Origin of the sequence: Pseudochrobactrum sp. AO18b (genome assembly GCF_000409565.1) — a bacterium.
Lineage (GTDB): Bacteria > Pseudomonadota > Alphaproteobacteria > Rhizobiales > Rhizobiaceae > Pseudochrobactrum > Pseudochrobactrum saccharolyticum.
The window spans coordinates 1-15834 of sequence record NZ_ANNO01000077.1; the positions used below are offsets into that span (position 1 = coordinate 1).

Below are 15834 nucleotides of genomic sequence, written 5' to 3' on the forward strand. Positions count from 1 at the left end.
AAAAGAGCGGTTCTATCGATTAGCATTAACTGGAACCGCTCTAAGCGGGCATGTGACAGACAACTTCAATAATATGCCCGTCGGGGTCTTTAACCTGTGCGCTAAAATAGTCCGCATGATAATTCGGGCGTAAAACCGGTGCGCTATGCTCAATACCGCCTGCACTGAGTGCTGCCTGATAGAAACGCTCAACCTCGCCGCGTGTGCCTGCCAGAAATGCCAGATGCATTTGTCCCTGATAGGCAGAACCTTTTTGTGAGCCGATCCAGAATTCCGGCTTGCCGTGACGGCCATAGCCCTGCCAATTGCCGAATTCCGTGACAGCATCAATGCCCAGTGGTGCCAAAGCAGCAGAGTAAAAAGCCCGCGCTTTATCTTTATTGGTGACCATAAATCCGATCTGATCCAGCATAGCGGCCTCCGCCAAAGATTACACAACTTATGCAAACACGAAACGCTGACAGCGCGTAAGAGTTGCAGACTAAAGCATAAAAATTTAAGCGCGCTTAATCAGGCAGATTTATGAAGCCAATAAAAAAGGCACCGCGAACGGTGCCTTTTAGTTTTTTGGTTATTCGCCGTGATTATACGCGGCGCTCGACCATCATTTTCTTGATTTCGGCAATCGCCTTCGCAGGGTTCAGGCCTTTAGGGCATGTCTGCGCACAGTTCATGATTGTGTGGCAGCGATAAAGACGGAACGGATCTTCGAGGTTATCGAGACGTTCGCCTTTTGCTTCATCACGGCTATCAATCAACCAGCGATAAGCCTGCAGCAGCACGGCAGGGCCGAGATAACGATCGCCGTTCCACCAATAGCTCGGGCACGAGGTCGAGCAGCAGGCGCACAAAATGCACTCATAAAGACCATCCAGTTTAGCGCGGTCTTCATGGCTCTGCAGCCACTCTTTCTGCGGCTCAGGCGAAACCGTTTTCAGCCATGGCTCAATAGAGCGATGCTGCGCATAGAAATGGCTCAGATCAGGCACCAGATCCTTCACAACCGGCATATGCGGCAGAGGATAGATCTTAACAGTGCCTTTGATGTCTTCCATGCCTTTGGTGCATGCAAGCGTATTCGAACCATCAATATTCATCGCGCAGGAACCGCAAATACCTTCACGGCAGGAGCGGCGCAGCGTCAATGTCGGATCAATTTTGTTCTTGATGTACAGAAGTGCATCGAGAACCATCGGGCCGCAATCATCAAGATCAACATAAAATGTGTCGAGACGCGGGTTCTGACCGTCATCCGGCGACCAGCGGTAAATCTTGAATTCACGCAGGTTCGTTGCACCCGCAGGCTTGTCCCAGACTTTGCCGGGACGGATCTGCGAATTCTTGGGAAGTGCCAGTTCTACCATTGCTCTTTCCCCAATCCTTAGTAAACGCGCGCTTTAGGCGCAATTTTAGCGAGGCTGATACCACCGTCTTCTTCCTTGACCAGCGGGTCAAGATGAACAGGACGGCTGCCAAGCGTAACTGTGCCGTCTTCTGAGAGCCAGGACAGCGAGTGCTTGCGCCAGTTCACGTCATCACGGTTCGGGAAATCCTCATGGGCATGGGCGCCACGGCTTTCCTTACGGGCTTCAGCAGCCACAACAGTGGTCATCGCATTGGCCATCAGGTTTTCCAGCTCCAATGTTTCCATCAGATCGGAATTCCAGATCAATGAGCGATCAGTCACTTTAATATCCGGCATTTCTTTCCAGATCGCGGCCATACGTTCACAACCCTGTTTCAGGGATTCTGAGGTACGGAACACTGCAGCATCTTCCTGCATGGTGCGCTGCATTTTTTCACGTAGAACAGCAGTCGGAGTGCCGCCGTCAGCAAAGCGCAGACGGTCAAAACGTTCCATGATCTTATCGCAGGCAGCGAGATTGAGATCAGGAATTTTTGCAGCGCGGTCAATCACTTCACCGGCGCGGATTGCAGCCGCACGGCCGAATACCACGAGATCGATCAGTGAGTTTGAGCCAAGACGGTTTGCACCATGCACGGACGCACAACCGGCTTCACCCACAGCCATCAGGCCAGGCTGTACGCGATCAGGGTTTTCTTCCGTCGGGTTCAGCGCTTCGCCCCAATAGTTGGTCGGCACGCCGCCCATATTGTAGTGAACTGTCGGCAGAACCGGAATCGGCTCTTTGGTCAGATCAACACCGGCGAAAATCTTGGCGCTTTCCGAAATACCCGGCAGACGCTCATGCAGAATTGCCGGATCGAGATGATCCAGATGCAGATAGATGTGATCTTTGTTCTTGCCAACGCCGCGGCCTTCACGGATCTCAATGGTCATGCAGCGGGACACAACGTCACGCGATGCCAGATCCTTGGCGGAAGGTGCATAACGCTCCATGAAGCGCTCGCCTTCGGAGTTAACCAGATAACCGCCTTCACCGCGTGCGCCTTCAGTAATCAGGCAGCCTGCACCGTAAATACCGGTCGGGTGGAACTGAACAAATTCCATATCCTGCAGAGGCAGACCGGCACGCGCAACCATACCGCCACCGTCACCTGTGCAGGTATGGGCAGAAGTTGCCGAGAAATACGAACGACCGTAACCGCCTGTGGCCAGAACGACCATTTTAGCGGAGAAACGGTGGATGGTGCCGTCATCCAGATTCCATGCCACAACGCCGGTGCAAACACCGTCAGTCATAATCAGATCAAGTGCGAAATATTCAATAAAGAACTGCGCATTGTTCTTGAGTGACTGGCCGTAAAGCGTGTGCAGAATAGCGTGACCGGTACGGTCAGCAGCAGCACAGGTACGCTGTACCGGAGGGCCATCACCGAAGTTCTGCATATGACCGCCGAACGGACGCTGATAGATTTTGCCTTCTTCGGTACGGGAGAACGGCACGCCGTAATGTTCCAGCTCATAAACCGCCGCAGGCGCTTCACGGGCCAGATATTCCATGGCGTCTGTATCACCGAGCCAGTCGGAGCCTTTAACAGTGTCATACATATGCCACTGCCAGCTGTCCGGCCCCATATTGGAAAGCGAAGCAGCAATACCGCCCTGCGCTGCAACCGTATGGGAGCGCGTCGGGAAAACTTTGGTAATACAGGCTGTTTTAAAGCCCTGCTCTGCCATACCCAGTGTTGCACGCAAGCCTGCACCACCGGCACCGACAACCACAACGTCAAATTTGTGGTCGACATAGGTATATTTGCTGCCGTTAGCAGCTGTGTCTTTAGTTGTTGCCATTTGGCCTATCAACCTCCGAAGCTGAGCTTGAGGATTGCAAATACACTCGCGCCGCCAACAACAATCGCAAAGAAGGTGTTGAGCATAACGCAAACAATCTTCAGGCCTTCGCCGTGAATATAATCTTCGATAATAACCTGCATGCCCAGACGCATGTGATAAACACCGGTCAGAACAAACAGCGCCATCACAATCGCATTAAACGGATGGGCGATTGCAGCGCGGACTTCGGCGTAATCTGCACCATTGAGGCAGATAATCAGGCCGATGAAATAAATCACCAGCGGCACAAGTGCGACAGCACTCATACGCTGTGTCCAGAAATGACCGGTGCCTTCCTTGGCTGAACCAAGGCCGCGAACCTTACCCAGAGGGGTGCGCATATCTTGCATATATCAGTCCTCTCAGCGCAGGCTGTAAGCCACAACCCAGATCAGGATTGTCGCAATCACGGAAAATACCACAGTCGCCCAGGCCATTTTGCTAGCGGTGTGTTTTTCGAGGCCTGCGCCCATATCCCAGATGAAATGGCGGATACCGCCTGCCAGATGCTGCATCAAAGCCCATGTGTAGCCGAACAGCACAAGGCGTCCGATCCATGAGCCGAACAGGCCGTTGACGAAATTAAAGCAATCTTCACTGACCGCTGCGGAAATCAGCCATACGGCAAGCAATACGGTGCCGAAATAGAGTGCGCCGCCGGTGATGCGGTGAATGATCGACGTTGTCATGGTAATTGCCGGTTTATAAATCGACAAATGCGGTGACAGCGGGCGCTGGCTTTTGACTATTGGTCTTGTTGTCATAGCTATCCTGGTAAATGTTACCGATAAACAGGCCTTGCTAAACATGCCGCTATACCGGCAAAATCTATGGTCTGTTCATGCCCAACAGAGTCTATATCTATGATGAACCTGCGCCCAGCATAGATATAAACTCTGTCATTTTAACATGCTGCGCAATTCTTGAAGCTTCACAGGCTCAGGAGCCGCGCAGTAGAGCGAATACGGCCAAGATCGTTTAAAGGACGACCATGTTAGGGCTTATCTACTGCGCTTTTGTCACCACGTCAAAGTCACAACCATGCGACCAGCCATGCAATTAGTCGCACCTGAGCAGAGAGATGACGTTTTAAACGGTTTTATGCGGCCTATTACCGGACATCCGCGATAAAAATAAAATCCGGCGGCAGTTAAATTGTCCTGATTATGAGCCGCCGGACAGTGTTTCAACAGGTTTACTGGAGATGTGGTGCAAAACGAATCACAAAACTGCTCCAGTCCGCTGTGGCCGCGACCTGTTCATACAGCTTGCGACCATCTTCCGGCTGACGCGGTGCATTGAGTGCCAGCTTGCTCCATGAGCGCTCTTCAGCCTTATCGGCCAGCACATCAATCAGAGCCTTGGCGATACCTTTTTTGCGGTGCTCGTGATGGACGTAAATATGATCCACCTGCCCTGCGCGCATGCCCGATACCGGCTCCGGCAGATCGTAGAAAATCACAAAACCGACCAGCACGCCGTCTAGCCGTGCACCGAGCAATTCGGCACTGCGATCCTGCAACAGCTTTTCCGCATAATATTCATCCGGACGACGCGGTGCACCGCGCTTCAGCGCCTGCGCATAATCGGCCAGTAAAGGCGCAAGTTCACGGGCATCACGTAAGTGAAGCAATGAAATATCAATAGCGTGATCCTGTGTCATGATGCCTTCCCTTTTGGCGAATAAGAACTAGTGGTCTGATTCCGACATTTGCATTCCGTGGGGTATTGTGCAGAGCAAATGTCGGAATCAAAAAGACCACTAAAGACTATATAAAACTAGTGGATTTTTTGAATTTGACGTTTGGAGCAGCGCTTGTGTCAGTCGGCAGCCAAACGTCAAATTCAATCCACTAGAGTAGCTGCTTCGTTAAAAAAAACCAGCCTAATCAATGCTGCTTTATCTGAAAAGAAAAACCCGCCCATTGATCTTACGCAATGAGCGGGCTTTTTCTTAGGATGCCGAATTAATGCCTGAATCAAAAAGCGCAGGCGCAAGCGAAAATGGTGATTTCGAGAACCGACGCACAGTGTACATAAAAGTACGTGAGCATCGGAAGCACAGAAATTGCCATTTGCAGCCAAGCATGGCGACTTTTAGATCAGGTATTTAGTTCCAGTCACGGATATCAACAAAATGCCCCGCCACGGCTGCTGCCGCTGCCATTGCAGGCGACACCAGATGAGTACGGCCTTTAAAGCCCTGACGACCTTCAAAGTTACGGTTTGAAGTGGATGCACAACGCTCACCCGGCTTCAGACGGTCATCATTCATTGCCAGACACATCGAGCAGCCCGGCTCACGCCAGTCAAAGCCTGCTTCGATGAAAATCTTGTCCAGACCTTCAGCTTCAGCCTGCTCTTTTACAAGACCGGAACCCGGAACAATCATCGCATTGACAGTGGAGGCAACTTTTTTACCTTCAACCATGCGTGCAGCATCGCGCAGATCTTCAATACGGCCATTGGTGCAGGAGCCGATAAAGACGCGATCAATCGCAATATCGGTGATCTTGGTGCCAGGCTTCAGATCCATATATTCCAGCGCACGCCATTTCGATGAACGCTTGGTATCATCCTGAATGTCATCAGGGTTCGGCACCACATCGGTCACAAAAACCACGTCTTCCGGCGAAGAACCCCATGTGACAACCGGTGAGATTTCAGCGGCATCAAGGGTCACAACCTTATCGAAATGCGCACCTTCATCAGAGCTCAGGGTCTTCCAGTAAGCAAGCGCCTGTTCAAACTGCTCACCCTTAGGTGCGCGCGGCTTGCCACGGATATAATCAAAAGTTGTCGCATCAGGCGCGATCAGACCAGCGCGTGCGCCGCCTTCAATCGACATATTGCAGACCGTCATACGGCCTTCCATAGTCAAAGAGGTGATTGCATCACCGGCATATTCAATCACGTAACCTGTACCACCGGCAGTGCCGATTTTACCGATGATCGCCAGTGTAATGTCTTTCGCAGTCACACCTGCTGCCAGTTTGCCATCCACACGCACCAGCATGTTTTTGGCCTTTTTCTGGATCAGGGTTTGGGTGGCCAGTACGTGTTCCACTTCGGACGTACCGATACCATGCGCCAGCGAACCGAAAGCGCCGTGGGTAGAAGTGTGGCTGTCGCCGCAAACAATCGTCATGCCCGGCAGGGTGAAGCCCTGTTCAGGACCGACGATATGCACAACACCCTGACGCTTATCGCGCTCGGAATAATATTCAACGCCGAACTCGGCCGCATTTTTGGCCAGAGCTTCAACCTGAATACGGCTTTCTTCATTCTTGATGCCATTCACACGATCTGCCGAAGTCGGCACGTTATGGTCAACAACAGCAAGGGTGCGTTCCGGATGGCGCACTTTGCGGCCAGCCATACGCAGACCTTCAAAAGCCTGAGGGCTGGTCACTTCATGCACAAGATGGCGATCAATATAAAGCAGGCAGGTACCGTCATCCTGCTGATCTACCAGATGATCGTCCCAGATCTTGTCATAGAGTGTACGCGGCGCGCTCATGGCTCTTAGTATCCTTTGCAAGCGTTCTGCGGCCATTACCTCCCGGCAATCACAGGACCACAGAACCGATATGATTATGGTTCATATGCACCCGCTATGCGATTTCGTCAAGAAATGACAAGCGGAACAGGGTGTCGCAGCAAGATTATTACCCAAGCGGCATTTAATCTTTGCAAATAGAAAAAGGGCGACCCTGAGGCCGCCCTTATCCCTGGAAATTTTATAATCGCAGAAAGATGCAGAAAATTATTCTGCAGCTGCCTTGGCAGCAGCATCACGCTCAGCAGCGCGCTTGTCTGCTTCACGTTCAGCTTTCGAACGATTGTCTTTTTTCTCAACGATACGGGCAGCCTTACCTGTAAGACCACGAAGGTAGTAAAGTTTCGCACGACGGACTTTACCGCGACGAACAACTTCAACGCCTTCAACCAGCGGAGAATAAACAGGGAATACGCGCTCTACGCCTTCGCCGTAAGAAATCTTACGAACGGTGAAGCTTTCCTGCAGACCTGCGCCCGAACGGCCGATGCAAACGCCTTCGTAAGCCTGTACACGGGTACGGGTACCTTCAGTTACGCGTACGAGAACGCGAACTGTGTCACCGGCGTCGAAATCTGGCAGAACGCGCTTTTCAGCAATCTTTGCAATCTGTTCAGCTTCAAGCTGCTTAATAATGTTCATAGTTTTAATCCTTCTGATTCTTCTCGAACAGTCAGAGCGCTATCACTTGCAAAACAGTCTTTGCCGTCATGCTATGCCGTTAAGGCAGGAGCGGTTTCACTACTCATTGATTTCAGGTCAACGAAAATCGGATTTCAGGAAATCCCGAAATGTGAGGCGGCAATACACCATTACCGCCTGTGAATCAACTCAACTCTGCAAGAAGTTCTGATTCAGTTGCGACCGATCCGTCCCAAATGCGTATCCTGAAAAGAAGACGCATATTTCAGCCCGTAGCCCAGCATCCGGTCAAAAGCGATATGCGCAGTCCAGATCAGCACATAAGGCCACAACCATTGCTGCCCTGACACATACATCAGCAGGCCAAGCGCGGCCACACTCAGAAAACTGTGACCGGCATTATAGACCAGCGCACCAATACGGTTGCCAAATACATAGCCTGCCATAGTAATGTCAGGCACCAGAAACAACAGCGCAAACCACCACCAGCCCTCACCGCTTTGCGCATAAAACCCCAGAGCAATCAGCAAAATAGCAGCATATTCCGCACGTCTCAGAATCTGCATTATTTACTCCTGTTCTGATAGGCCTCCCACAAATCGGGACGGCGCTCACTGGTAATGCGCTTTGCTTCTTCCAACCGCCATTGATCGACAGCCTTATGATTACCAGACGTCAGCACCGCAGGGATCGAACGCCCTTCCCATTCCTGCGGACGGGTATAATGCGGATGCTCCAGCAGGCCGGTTTCAAAACTCTCGGTTTCACCGGATTCATGATTGCCCATCACACCCGGAATCAGCCGGACAATCGCGTCAAGCAGCACAATCGCACCGGTTTCACCACCGGAGAGAATATAATCCCCGACCGAAACTTCCATCAGGTTGCGTGCTTCAATAACCCGTTCATCCACGCCTTCAAAACGACCGCAGAGAATCACTGCGCCCTCGCCGCTCGCCAGTTCGCGCACCAGATCCTGTGTCAGCGGCCTTCCCCGCGGGCTCATCAGAATACGCGGGCGGTTATCCTGTTCTAAGCTATCAAGCGCACGCGCCACAACATCTGGCTTCATCACCATACCGGCACTGCCGCCAGCCGGTGTGTCATCAACCATCCGGTGTTTATCGAGCGCAAAATCTCTGATCTGGACGGTTTCAAGCTGCCATTTATCATCGCGCAAGGCGCGCCCTGCAAGCGCAGCGCCCAAAGGCCCCGGAAACATTTCAGGATAAAGGGTCAGGACAGATGCTTTGAAACTCATTACCGCGCCCATCCGTCATCATCAGTCTCAGGTGCCTCAGGCTCCTCACCCTCTTCATCCGCAGAGGTTGAACCATCATCAACAAGACCTGCCGCCAGCGGATCGATCAGAATCGCACCTTCTTCCATCAGGATTTCTGGAACAGAAGTCAGTGTGAACGGGATCATAACCGGCTTTTTGCCGCTTTCCTTAATCTCCAGCACATCACCGCCGCCGAAATTAAACACGGCAGAGACTTTACCATAGGACACGCCTGCGCTGTCGCGCACGGCAAGGCCGATCAAGTCAGTGTAATAAAACTCGTCCTCATCAAGATCCTGCGGCAGCTGCGCATGATCAACATAAAGCTCTTTGCCATTCAGCGCTTCAGCCGCATTGCGATCCTCAACACCGGCAAAGCGCACCACGACTACGGTTTTACCCGGGCGGATCGACAGCACTTCATAGCTTTTACCGGATGCATCATAAAGCAGACCATAGGAGCCCAGATCCATAGGGTCGCCCGTATAGGTTTTAACGCGCACTTCCCCTTTGATGCCATGGGCAGCGCCGATAACGGCGAGCTGAACCGGATTATCAAGATTTGCAACCCGCACCGGACTGCCTTTTTTCTGAGAAGACATGAAAAACCTTAAACTGTGGCGGCAACGGTTCCGTAACCTCGCCGTGAGAAACTCTATTTTTATTAAGATAACCGGATTACAGATTCAATCCATGCAAACGGCCAAAACCGAAACCTCAAAAGCAGAATTTCTGATTATCGCTGCGCCCGACCTCAATCAGGCGCGTCAGGACTGGCTCGGCAGCTTAACCAACAGCCGCAGACTGGCCGCCCATACGCTGAATGCCTATGAGCGCGATACCCGTCAGTTTCTGCAATTCATGACCGGCCATCTGGGCACACCACCGGCTTTGAAAGATGTCTCGAATTTACGCATTGCAGATTTGCGCTCCTATCTGGCCTCACGCCGTAATGACGGAGCCGGTGCCCGCACTCTCGGGCGCGGTCTTGCCGGTGTCCGCTCGCTGCTGCGATACTTGGAAAAGCAAGGGCTGGCCAATGCAGCCGGTGCCAGTGCTATACGCGCACCGCGCCAGCCGAAATCCCTGCCTAAACCTTTGAGCGCAGATGCAGCACTGCGGGTTGTCAACACACAGCAACAGCTGGCGGAAGAGCCATGGATTGCCGCACGCAATGCCGCTGTTCTCACTTTACTCTATGGCTGCGGCTTGCGTATTTCCGAAGCGCTTGGTCTGACACCCGATGCCGTGGCCGACACAACAGCCCGCTCCCTGACCATTCAGGGTAAAGGTGGCAAAAGCCGCCTCGTACCGCTGCTGCCTGCCGTTCATCAGGCAATTGCCGAATATCGCCGCCTCTGCCCCTTTCATTTGAACGGCACAATGCCGCTGTTTCGCGGAGCAAAAGGCGGTGCACTCCATGCCGGTATCATCCAGCGGGAAATGCAGAAAATGCGCTCCGCGCTCAACCTGCCGGAAACCGCAACACCCCATGCTTTGCGGCATTCTTTTGCCACCCATCTTCTGGCGCGCGGTGGCGATCTGCGCACCATTCAGGAACTGCTTGGCCATGCGAGCCTTTCCACTACACAGGTCTATACCGGCGTAGACACAGATCGCCTGCTGGAGATTTATGACAAAGCGCATCCGCGCGCATAATCATCAATAGCGGCTGAAAATCACTGATCTTTCTTGACAACCATGTGATCAGCAGCGATTGACTTTACTCAAGTGTTTCAAACGGAAGCACCGTCACGAGAAGAAGACGATGCCGAACCCAAATAAAAAAGCTGACCAGACGCATTTGCGCAGTCAGGCCGACGAAATTAAAGCCCTCCTGAACCAGCGCCCTGTGGTGCTTGTCGGACTTATGGGAGCAGGAAAATCCACTATCGGCAAGAAAATGGCCGCAATGCTGGATTTGCCGTTTTTCGATCTCGATACGGAAATCGAAAATGTCTCCCGTATGAGCGTTACTGAATTATTTGCCTCCTATGGCGAGCCGGAATTCCGCGATCTTGAACGCCGTGTCATGCAGCGCCTGCTGGAAGGCGGTTCAATGATCCTCGCCACCGGCGGCGGCGCTTTCATGAATGAACAGACCCGCGAGAATATTGCTTCTGCCGGTATTTCCGTCTGGCTTAATGCGGAACTGGATGTGCTGATGGAGCGTGTATTGCGCCGTCAGGATCGTCCGCTTTTGAAAAATGACGATCCGCGTGCAGTGATGCAGAAGCTGATGACCGAACGTTATCCGGTCTATGCCACCGCTGATCTGAGCATCATCTCCCGCGATGAAAAGCGTGAAGTGATTGCACAGGAAGTCATCACCTTGCTGCTCGATCATTTACGCAAGACCGAACCGATCCAAGACTAAATCATAATCACGAGTATCTCCCATGACATCTACCGGACATGTTGCAACCGAAACCGTTCATGTATCACTGGGAGACCGCTCTTATGACATTCTCATCGGCAGCGGCCTGATTGCCCGCGCCGGTCAGGAAATTGCTGCACGTCTGCCGGGCATCCGTGCGGCTGTGGTCACCGATGAAAATCTGGCAAAGCTGCATTTACCATCGCTACTCAGCGCTTTGGAAGCTGCCGGTATTAATGCGACACCGGTCGTGGTTGCTGCCGGTGAAAAATCCAAAGGCTTTGCCACGCTTGAAACCGTGACCAATGACATTCTCAAAGCCCGCCTTGAGCGTGGGGATGCTATTATTGCTCTGGGCGGTGGCGTGATCGGTGATCTCGCCGGTTTCGTTGCCGGTATTGTGCGCCGCGGTATGAATTTCATTCAGATTCCGACTTCGCTGCTGGCGCAGGTTGATTCTTCTGTCGGTGGCAAAACCGGCATCAACACCGCTTACGGCAAAAACCTTGTCGGCGTATTTAACCAGCCCCAGCTGGTGCTGGCCGATACGGATATTCTCGACACTTTGAGCAAGCGTGAATTCGCTGCCGGTTACGCAGAAGTTGCCAAATATGGTCTGATCGATCAGCCGGAATTTTTCGAATGGCTGGAAAATAACTGGCAGGATGTCTTTGCAGGCGGCGCTGCACGCCAACATGCCATTGCCACCTCCTGCCGTGCCAAAGCAACCGTTGTTGCCCGCGATGAGCGTGAAACCGGTGACCGCGCTTTGCTCAATCTCGGCCATACATTCGGCCATGCGCTGGAAACTGCCACCAATTATGATTCCTCACGCCTTGTGCATGGTGAAGCCGTTGCCATCGGCATGGTACTGGCACATCAGTTCTCTGCACGTCTCGGCCTGATTTCAGAAGATATTGCTGCACGGGTTGAAGCGCATTTGAAAGCTGTCGGCCTGCCGGTTTCCATGAAAGAGATTGCCGGTTTGCCTTCCGCAGAGGTACTGATGTCTTATATTGCGCAAGATAAAAAAGTGTCGCGCGGTTCGCTGACTTTCATTCTGACCCGTGGTCTTGGCCAGTCTTTCATCGCCAAAGATGTGAGTGCTGCAGATGTACAGGCTTTCCTGCAGGAAAAACTGGCTTAAAGCTCGTATCATCAATTTAAAAAACCGGTCGCAAATGAGTTTTGCGGCCGGTTTTTGTTTAAGCCCTTATGGCTTGTGACAGACAATGCCGACCAGACGCCGCACCAGCGGCAGCACCAGTAACAATACCGGAAATGCCACGATCCACGACAGCCCCCATGCGGGCATCCAGTGCGATAAAAGATCAGCCCTGAACCCGAGGTTTTTTAGCGTCGCAATCAGAGACACAACAAAAGTCATCAGGACAGAGAGAATAAAAGGCATCACAACCGGAATGTAACGTGCCGGAAGCTTCGGAAAAGCAGGAACAGATTTGGAAGATTGCATAATCATTTCCGTAAATTTGCGGTCTTACACATCAGCACATCCCTCCCGCCCGAGACAGGAGCTTGTCCGGTGTAAGACCGGCATGGATGCGTTGCTTAACGTTAAACGCTTACGGAAGAGCCAAAAGCTCACTGCTGCCTCATAACAGCAGATGACAAAGGAAACAAGTAACCGGAAGTCTGCGGTTACTTGTTTTAAATAATCAGGCAGGCTTGCGGGTACGGCGGGTCGGCTCCCCCGGTGCGCTCGGTTCCAGCGCAATCGCATGCAGACCGCTCTGTAATTCTTCATCCAGCTGCGCATTGATCGCACGATGACGGTCAACACGGCTCAAACCTGTAAAAGCCTCTGCCACAATTATAACGCGGTAATGTGTTTCACCGGTACCGTCGAACACTTCCTCATGACCGCCGTCTGTGTGATGATGACCGGCATGAAGATGACTTTCATTGATGACATCAAGCAACACAGGCTGAAAAGCCTCAGATAGTTTTGCGGTAATCCGTTCTTGACGCGTCAAAGGAATAGACATTCTGATCTCCTGCCCCCATATAGGGACTATGTTATGTGCATGCGTTACCATTCCGGTATACATAATGCAGCTAAATCCCGATTTCACGTCTGCTTCGACTCTCGGCCCCGCAGGGTTCGGTCATGCGTCGTGAAATGTCAATTCTTGTATCATCAGATCTGACCCCGTAATATTGATATCATGGCAACGAATTCAAAATTTTTTGACAGCATCCGTATCCGTTCCCGCAAGGAAGACAAAAAACCGGCTGGCCCGCAGTGCCAGTGGGAAGGATGCGAAGAAACCGGAACACACAAAGCGCCTGCGGGCGGTGCGCGTGAAGGTCTTTATCTGCACTTTTGTCTGGATCACGTCCGCGAATATAATAAAAACTTCAATGCTTTCTCCGGTCTTAGCGATGAGGAAATCGCCAAGTTCCAGAAGAATGCGGCCGTTGGTGACCGTCCGACATGGACAACCACCAAAAACTCCACTTCGCGCCAGTCAGCCCCGCAATTTGCCCGTATGCGTTCAGGCACCGCAGCCTATCACAACAAGATCCGTGATCCGCTGAATCTCTTTGAACAAACACGCGCCCGTGCGGAAGCTGCAACCCCGACCAGACGCCCGCGTCCGCTCGAATCCAAGGCTTTTGCAACCCTGGGCATTGCGGCAAATTCGACCAGTGACGCGATCAAATCGCGCTATAAAGAGCTGGTAAAGCAGCATCATCCGGATGCCAATGGCGGCGATCGCGGTTCGGAAGAACGTTTCCGCGAAGTTGTGCAAGCTTATCAATTGCTAAAGACCGCAGGTTTTTGCTAAACAGGCAAAGACTAAAGCATGCCGCCCGAAAACGGATACCTGTTTTGGGTGAAAGACATGCGGTAAAACAAAGATTATTTGCAGGGAACAAAGGGAAATTACGGAAGCAAAAAACTTTCGTTCCCTGTTAACCTGCCGAAACAACTACACCGGCACAGCACTTCAGACAGTTTCAGCAAAAACCGGAACTGTTTGTGCCGGAAGAACTGAGCCAAGACGAACAGAAAGCGATAGAGGGGTTTTCCGCTGCAGGAAAAGGGAAAGGCTCTCTGAACATATGATGATACAGCGGCATGCAGGCGCCGCTCAGGAGGCATGATGAGCAAGGTTGATCTCGACATAAACAATATGCCGGACACAACTGTATCGGTGCGTGACGTGTTCGGGATTGATTCCGATATGATCGTGCCCGCTTACAGCAAAAAAGATCCGCATGTACCGGATGCAGATCCGGATTACATTTTTGACCGCCAGACAACCTTGGCGATCCTCGCCGGCTTTGCCTATAACCGCCGCGTTATGGTTTCCGGTTACCACGGTACCGGTAAATCCACCCATATTGAACAGGTTGCAGCCCGTCTGAACTGGCCTTGCGTTCGCGTTAACCTCGACAGCCATGTCAGCCGTATTGATCTGATCGGTAAAGATGCCATCGTCGTCAAAGACGGTATGCAGGTTACCGAATTCAAAGACGGTATTCTGCCTTGGGCCTATCAGAACAATGTTGCTCTGGTTTTCGACGAATATGATGCCGGTCGTCCGGACGTGATGTTCGTTATCCAGCGTGTTCTGGAATCGTCCGGCCGTCTGACCCTGCTCGATCAGAGCCGCGTTATCAACCCGCATCCGGCATTCCGCATGTTTGCAACCGCGAACACTGTCGGTCTCGGTGACACCACCGGTCTTTACCACGGCACCCAGCAGATCAATCAGGCGCAGATGGACCGTTGGTCGATCGTCACCACGCTGAACTATCTGCCGCATGACAATGAAGTTGAGATCATTCTCGCCAAGTCCAAGCATTACCAGAATGCGGAAGGCCGTGAGATCGTCTCGAAAATGGTTCGCGTTGCCGATATGACCCGTCAGGCTTTCATCAATGGCGATCTGTCGACCGTTATGAGCCCGCGTACTGTGATTACATGGTCCGAAAATGCCAATATTTTCACCGATGTCGGCTTTGCATTCCGCTTAACCTTCCTGAACAAATGCGACGAGCTGGAGCGCCCGATTGTTGCTGAGTTCTACCAGCGTGCTTTCGGACAGGAACTGCCTGAATCCGCAGTTAATGTCGTGCTTGCATAAAACGCACAAAGCGTCCCTGTCATCACAGGGGCGCTCTCGCTTCATTAAGACAGCGAAACAAGGTTAAGTTCTTCTGATATAAGGCAGTTTCATCATGGCAGGCCCCGGCGATAACACACGCGAACGTCCTAAAGGTCCGGTCGATTCCGAACCTTTCAAACGCGCGGTCACAGCCTGTGTGCGTGCAATCGCCGGCAGCAATGAATTTGAGGTCGGCTTCAGCCATGACCGTCCGGCACTGACCGGCAATCATGCCCGCCTGCCGGATCTGCCAAAGCGCCCGACTGCAGAAGATATTTCCATCATCCGTGGTCTTGGTGACTCTATGGCGCTGCGTCATGCACGTCATGATCCGCGCATTCATGCGCAGCTTGCACCGCAGGGGAGCCAAGCCCGCGCTATTTACGACGCGGTTGAACAGGCCCGCGTTGAAGCCATCGGCGCTCTGGCTATGGAAGGCGTGGCAAGCAATCTGTCGGCCATGCTGGCTGACAAATACAGCCGCGCCAATTATTCCGCGATTACCTCGCGTGATGATGCGCCGATTGAAGAAGCCATCTCCCTTCTGGTTCGTGAAAAACTCACCGGCTACCGCCCGCC

18 protein-coding genes and 1 pseudogene are annotated in these 15834 nt (G+C 52.4%); 6 read left to right on the top strand and 13 right to left on the bottom strand.

Translation table 11 applies throughout. From position 1 onward, the window contains the following. Positions 1-40 precede the first annotated feature (40 nt). From A918_RS0103650 to rimM, 11 genes are all read right to left on the bottom strand, one after another. A complete protein-coding gene (locus A918_RS0103650; protein WP_022709742.1) occupies positions 41-412 on the bottom strand; it encodes a VOC family protein in 372 nt (123 codons plus the stop codon). 172 nt (positions 413-584) lie between these two features. After that, entirely contained in the window at positions 585-1364 is a 780-nt protein-coding gene (locus A918_RS0103655) for a succinate dehydrogenase iron-sulfur subunit (RefSeq protein ID WP_022709743.1), read from the bottom strand. A gap of 17 nt (positions 1365-1381) precedes the next feature. After that, positions 1382-3217, bottom strand: coding sequence for a succinate dehydrogenase flavoprotein subunit (gene sdhA, locus A918_RS0103660; protein WP_022709744.1), 1836 nt, complete (start codon positions 3215-3217; stop codon positions 1382-1384). Positions 3218-3225: 8 nt separating this feature from the next. Further along, complete coding sequence (gene sdhD / locus A918_RS0103665) at positions 3226-3609, bottom strand: succinate dehydrogenase, hydrophobic membrane anchor protein (RefSeq protein WP_022709745.1); 384 nt, start codon at positions 3607-3609, stop codon at positions 3226-3228. Positions 3610-3621: 12 nt separating this feature from the next. Further along, complete coding sequence (gene sdhC / locus A918_RS0103670) at positions 3622-4023, bottom strand: succinate dehydrogenase, cytochrome b556 subunit (protein WP_022709746.1); 402 nt, start codon at positions 4021-4023, stop codon at positions 3622-3624. A gap of 431 nt (positions 4024-4454) precedes the next feature. After that, the gene (locus A918_RS0103675) at positions 4455-4922 is read right to left on the bottom strand and encodes a GNAT family N-acetyltransferase (protein ID WP_022709747.1); all 468 of its coding nucleotides are present in this window, start codon (positions 4920-4922) and stop codon (positions 4455-4457) included. 447 nt (positions 4923-5369) lie between these two features. Continuing rightward, entirely contained in the window at positions 5370-6779 is a 1410-nt protein-coding gene (gene leuC, locus A918_RS0103680; RefSeq protein WP_022709748.1) for a 3-isopropylmalate dehydratase large subunit, read from the bottom strand. 246 nt (positions 6780-7025) lie between these two features. Next, positions 7026-7460 carry a 50S ribosomal protein L19 gene (rplS, locus tag A918_RS0103685; protein WP_022709749.1) on the bottom strand — a complete coding sequence of 145 codons (435 nt, stop codon included), beginning with the start codon at positions 7458-7460 and terminating at the stop codon, positions 7026-7028. A gap of 212 nt (positions 7461-7672) precedes the next feature. Continuing rightward, complete coding sequence (locus tag A918_RS0103690; RefSeq protein ID WP_022709750.1) at positions 7673-8026, bottom strand: DUF4260 domain-containing protein; 354 nt, start codon at positions 8024-8026, stop codon at positions 7673-7675. Further along, complete coding sequence (gene trmD / locus A918_RS0103695; protein ID WP_022709751.1) at positions 8026-8721, bottom strand: tRNA (guanosine(37)-N1)-methyltransferase TrmD; 696 nt, start codon at positions 8719-8721, stop codon at positions 8026-8028. The genes A918_RS0103690 and trmD overlap by 1 nt, the downstream gene beginning before the upstream one ends. After that, complete coding sequence (rimM, locus tag A918_RS0103700; protein WP_022709752.1) at positions 8721-9344, bottom strand: ribosome maturation factor RimM; 624 nt, start codon at positions 9342-9344, stop codon at positions 8721-8723. Before rimM ends, trmD begins: the two co-directional genes overlap by 1 nt. A 91-nt stretch (positions 9345-9435) precedes the next feature. Between rimM and A918_RS0103705 the strand changes: the two genes are divergently transcribed. The 3 genes from A918_RS0103705 (at position 9436) to aroB (ending at position 12266) form a co-directional block, all read left to right on the top strand. Beyond that, a complete protein-coding gene (locus A918_RS0103705; protein WP_022709753.1) occupies positions 9436-10401 on the top strand; it encodes a tyrosine recombinase XerC in 966 nt (321 codons plus the stop codon). A gap of 109 nt (positions 10402-10510) precedes the next feature. Further along, on the top strand, positions 10511-11119 hold the full coding sequence (locus tag A918_RS0103710) for a shikimate kinase (RefSeq protein WP_022709754.1): 609 nt from the start codon (positions 10511-10513) through the stop codon (positions 11117-11119). A 22-nt stretch (positions 11120-11141) separates the two neighbouring features. After that, positions 11142-12266: a 3-dehydroquinate synthase gene (gene aroB, locus A918_RS0103715; protein ID WP_022709755.1), complete on the top strand. Its 1125-nt coding sequence runs from the start codon at positions 11142-11144 to the stop codon at positions 12264-12266. A gap of 66 nt (positions 12267-12332) precedes the next feature. Here aroB and A918_RS0103720 read toward each other — a convergent pair whose 3' ends face one another. Both A918_RS0103720 and A918_RS0103725 read right to left on the bottom strand, forming a co-directional pair. Beyond that, positions 12333-12593, bottom strand: a complete 261-nt coding sequence (locus A918_RS0103720; RefSeq protein ID WP_022709756.1) for a DUF2798 domain-containing protein — start codon at positions 12591-12593, stop codon at positions 12333-12335. 202 nt (positions 12594-12795) lie between these two features. Beyond that, positions 12796-13125 (bottom strand): BolA family transcriptional regulator, encoded by a 330-nt coding sequence (locus A918_RS0103725; RefSeq protein ID WP_022709757.1) that lies wholly within the window; start codon positions 13123-13125, stop codon positions 12796-12798. A gap of 180 nt (positions 13126-13305) precedes the next feature. Between A918_RS0103725 and A918_RS0103730 the strand changes: the two genes are divergently transcribed. From A918_RS0103730 to A918_RS19330, 3 genes and pseudogenes are all read left to right on the top strand, one after another. Next, the gene (locus A918_RS0103730) at positions 13306-13929 is read left to right on the top strand and encodes a J domain-containing protein (protein ID WP_022709758.1); all 624 of its coding nucleotides are present in this window, start codon (positions 13306-13308) and stop codon (positions 13927-13929) included. Between the two features lie 318 nt (positions 13930-14247). After that, positions 14248-15234, top strand: a complete 987-nt coding sequence (gene cobS / locus A918_RS0103735) for a cobaltochelatase subunit CobS (RefSeq protein ID WP_022709759.1) — start codon at positions 14248-14250, stop codon at positions 15232-15234. Positions 15235-15328: 94 nt separating this feature from the next. Beyond that, positions 15329-15834 (top strand): annotated as a pseudogene (locus tag A918_RS19330) (cobaltochelatase subunit CobT); the annotation flags it as partial.

Excerpts from the sequence above, each read along its gene's own strand:
- trmD (WP_022709751.1), bottom strand. The coding sequence starts at position 8,721 with ATGAGTTTCAAAGCATCTGTCCTGACCCTTTATCCTGAAATGTTTCCG.
- A918_RS0103655 (WP_022709743.1), bottom strand. The coding sequence starts at position 1,364 with ATGGTAGAACTGGCACTTCCCAAGAATTCGCAGATCCGTCCCGGCAAA.
- sdhA (WP_022709744.1), bottom strand. The coding sequence starts at position 3,217 with ATGGCAACAACTAAAGACACAGCTGCTAACGGCAGCAAATATACCTAT.
- A918_RS0103675 (WP_022709747.1), bottom strand. The coding sequence starts at position 4,922 with ATGACACAGGATCACGCTATTGATATTTCATTGCTTCACTTACGTGAT.
- rplS (WP_022709749.1), bottom strand. The coding sequence starts at position 7,460 with ATGAACATTATTAAGCAGCTTGAAGCTGAACAGATTGCAAAGATTGCT.
- sdhC (WP_022709746.1), bottom strand. The coding sequence starts at position 4,023 with ATGACAACAAGACCAATAGTCAAAAGCCAGCGCCCGCTGTCACCGCAT.
- aroB (WP_022709755.1), top strand. The coding sequence starts at position 11,142 with ATGACATCTACCGGACATGTTGCAACCGAAACCGTTCATGTATCACTG.
- cobS (WP_022709759.1), top strand. The coding sequence starts at position 14,248 with ATGAGCAAGGTTGATCTCGACATAAACAATATGCCGGACACAACTGTA.
- A918_RS0103730 (WP_022709758.1), top strand. The coding sequence starts at position 13,306 with ATGGCAACGAATTCAAAATTTTTTGACAGCATCCGTATCCGTTCCCGC.
- leuC (WP_022709748.1), bottom strand. The coding sequence starts at position 6,779 with ATGAGCGCGCCGCGTACACTCTATGACAAGATCTGGGACGATCATCTG.
- A918_RS0103650 (WP_022709742.1), bottom strand. The coding sequence starts at position 412 with ATGCTGGATCAGATCGGATTTATGGTCACCAATAAAGATAAAGCGCGG.
- A918_RS0103720 (WP_022709756.1), bottom strand. The coding sequence starts at position 12,593 with ATGCAATCTTCCAAATCTGTTCCTGCTTTTCCGAAGCTTCCGGCACGT.
- A918_RS0103710 (WP_022709754.1), top strand. The coding sequence starts at position 10,511 with ATGCCGAACCCAAATAAAAAAGCTGACCAGACGCATTTGCGCAGTCAG.
- A918_RS0103690 (WP_022709750.1), bottom strand. The coding sequence starts at position 8,026 with ATGCAGATTCTGAGACGTGCGGAATATGCTGCTATTTTGCTGATTGCT.
- A918_RS0103705 (WP_022709753.1), top strand. The coding sequence starts at position 9,436 with ATGCAAACGGCCAAAACCGAAACCTCAAAAGCAGAATTTCTGATTATC.
- sdhD (WP_022709745.1), bottom strand. The coding sequence starts at position 3,609 with ATGCAAGATATGCGCACCCCTCTGGGTAAGGTTCGCGGCCTTGGTTCA.
- rimM (WP_022709752.1), bottom strand. The coding sequence starts at position 9,344 with ATGTCTTCTCAGAAAAAAGGCAGTCCGGTGCGGGTTGCAAATCTTGAT.
- A918_RS0103725 (WP_022709757.1), bottom strand. The coding sequence starts at position 13,125 with ATGTCTATTCCTTTGACGCGTCAAGAACGGATTACCGCAAAACTATCT.